Origin of the sequence: Pseudomonas weihenstephanensis (assembly GCF_001043055.1) — a bacterium.
In the GTDB taxonomy this organism is placed as follows: Bacteria; Pseudomonadota; Gammaproteobacteria; order Pseudomonadales; family Pseudomonadaceae; genus Aquipseudomonas; species Aquipseudomonas weihenstephanensis.
Window position 1 is genome coordinate 1 of sequence record NZ_JYLF01000022.1, and the last position, 1640, is coordinate 1640.

Here is a 1640-nt window from a genome sequence, read left to right on the forward strand (position 1 = left end):
GTGCGTTACCCGCAAAGGCGGTGCCCGCGCCGGTCACAGTCGTTGAGCCCTTTACGACCGATACGGTGCCGGTTCTGTACCAAGACATACTTTTCTCCAGACAAAAAAATACCCGCGACGTGGCGGGTTAGGTTCGACGCTGATCAGCTGAGGCTAAAGGGGAATGGAAGCCCCTCAGTTCGTATTACAAGTGCCGTTGGATATCTGTCCACAGGGATATTTCGAAAGTAAGGCACACTGGGATTGGCGGGAGTCGAAGTAGGCATGATTTCACCAAACGTTGTTTCAGATGCAATAGCAAACTGAAACGTTATTTTACCCATGCCTCCGAAGGCTCCCTCCGTAAGGGCCATTCTGTAAGAGAACCCGTCCTCAATATCAGCGCTACAAGATCGACTCCATGGTAAGAAAGCAGCGACTTCACCGGCACCCAAGATGGGGACATCGACTGAGCTTGTAACTTTCTCACCAACTTGCCTGTTATACCCACCTTGATAAGTGGTGTAGTAGAAGCCTCGAATATAGTAATTACTGTATTCATTACCTCTTACAGGTGCCATGACAGCCTGAAAAACATTTAATGGCACTTGCCTCGAGTTGAAGGTTAGCGTTCTATCGTCCCTGTAAGTTCTCAGTGCAGGCCCCTCCCCTCCTTCTCTCATCAAATCAAAACAGTAGAACTTCGTGGCTTCGCTTGCAGTCCCGCCATAAAAGAATGTTCTTACATCCCCTACCACCTGTGTCCCGGCCAAGCAACCACCACCAGTAATAAACACGATGGGCGATTTGGCGCCTACCACGCTGAAGCTGAATATTTGATCGCCATAATCGCGACCTGACCAATTACCACCCCAGCTTGGGTCCTTCAGGCAGGCCTTCGAAGTGCAGACATAGCGATTCCAGTTTCCCGCATAGGCAAGATGGCCGCTCTTTATTAGGCCATACGAAATTTTATCGGTATCAAACAGCAGGCTTCCATCTTCTTTTTTTACGATTAACTCAGCCATTAGTAATACCCATAATAGATTTCGCAGTTTGCCGAATAGAACCCCCAACCATTCCCATCGTATGAGTACTGCCAGCTTAACGTTGACCCACTCAACATGACACCTGGCAGCTTGCCTTTTGATCGATTCATATCCACAAGTGGCGCAACAATAAAGTAAGCAGTTTTACCCGGTGGAGGTAACGGAACTTGAATGGCACCATTACCCCCATTAGTAACAACACTGCCTACGTTTTGACTAATGCTACTGGTCATATCCAGAATGATCTGACCGCCCTTGTTGCGAGCAACTAAACCGACACTCATACCCCTAACCCCAAATCGATGGCCGTAACGCCATTCCCGTGGAAGAACTTAAGCCCGGTGTTGGCCAGCTCTGAACTGCCATCGGCTGCTGAGCCGCGCAAGATCAGCTTGCCTGCCGGGATGTTGATTTCCAGCAGCGGCAAACCCTGTTCATTCACGGCACTGGATCGCAACGTCATCCCCAGCACCAGGTTCTGAATAAACGCCGTATCGATCATGGCGTAGTTGATGAACACCTGACCGCCCTGCACCACAAAGGGTGTTCTGAGCTGCCCGGTGACTTCGTCGACGATGGCGAACCGTTGCGCAAAGGCCAGAATCTCCGAGG

3 protein-coding genes are annotated in these 1640 nt (G+C 50.2%); all 3 read right to left on the reverse strand.

The window, feature by feature from the left end; genetic code table 11:
* Nucleotides 1-143 precede the first annotated feature (143 nt).
* Nucleotides 144-1007 (reverse strand): hypothetical protein, encoded by an 864-nt coding sequence (locus TU86_RS22015; protein ID WP_048366440.1) that lies wholly within the window; start codon nt 1005-1007, stop codon nt 144-146.
* Nucleotides 1007-1312, reverse strand: coding sequence for a hypothetical protein (locus tag TU86_RS22780; protein ID WP_082152949.1), 306 nt, complete (start codon nt 1310-1312; stop codon nt 1007-1009). Before TU86_RS22780 ends, TU86_RS22015 begins: the two co-directional genes overlap by 1 nt.
* On the reverse strand, nt 1309-1640 hold a 332-nt coding region (locus TU86_RS22020; RefSeq protein WP_048366441.1), incomplete at its 5' end, for a phage tail tip fiber protein. The genes TU86_RS22020 and TU86_RS22780, both read right to left, overlap by 4 nt.

Excerpts from the sequence above, each read along its gene's own strand:
- TU86_RS22780 (WP_082152949.1), bottom strand. The coding sequence starts at position 1,312 with ATGAGTGTCGGTTTAGTTGCTCGCAACAAGGGCGGTCAGATCATTCTG.
- TU86_RS22015 (WP_048366440.1), bottom strand. The coding sequence starts at position 1,007 with ATGGCTGAGTTAATCGTAAAAAAAGAAGATGGAAGCCTGCTGTTTGAT.